A 267-nucleotide genomic window follows, 5' to 3' on the forward strand; every position below is an offset into this window, starting at 1 on the left:
GACCCGAGCGCTGCAGGTCGGCGGCGATCACCTGAGAAACCTGCGCGCCCATGTCGCCCTGCAAGAAGTCGGTGACGGCGATCGGCAGCGGCTGAACGTTACCCTTGTTGATGTTGATTTCGACGAGCGCGTTCGCGGGCGTCGTAAAGGCGCCGACGGTGACGAGACCCGCCACCATCATCAAGGCGCGGAGAAGGGAAGACTTTCTCATATGACAGAGGCCTTTCAGCATTTAAATCCCTAGATCGCTGGGATCGAAGTTCACGA

At 59.2% G+C, this 267-nt stretch carries 1 pseudogene; it reads right to left on the reverse strand.

Going from position 1 to position 267, the window contains the following annotated elements:
* A pseudogene (locus SB772_RS41730) lies at window positions 1-232 on the reverse strand (hypothetical protein); the annotation flags it as partial.
* Between the last annotated feature and the right edge of the window lie 35 nt (window positions 233-267).

The sequence above is a fragment of the Paraburkholderia sp. SIMBA_030 genome, assembly GCF_046535245.1.
Taxonomy (GTDB): domain Bacteria; phylum Pseudomonadota; class Gammaproteobacteria; order Burkholderiales; family Burkholderiaceae; genus Paraburkholderia.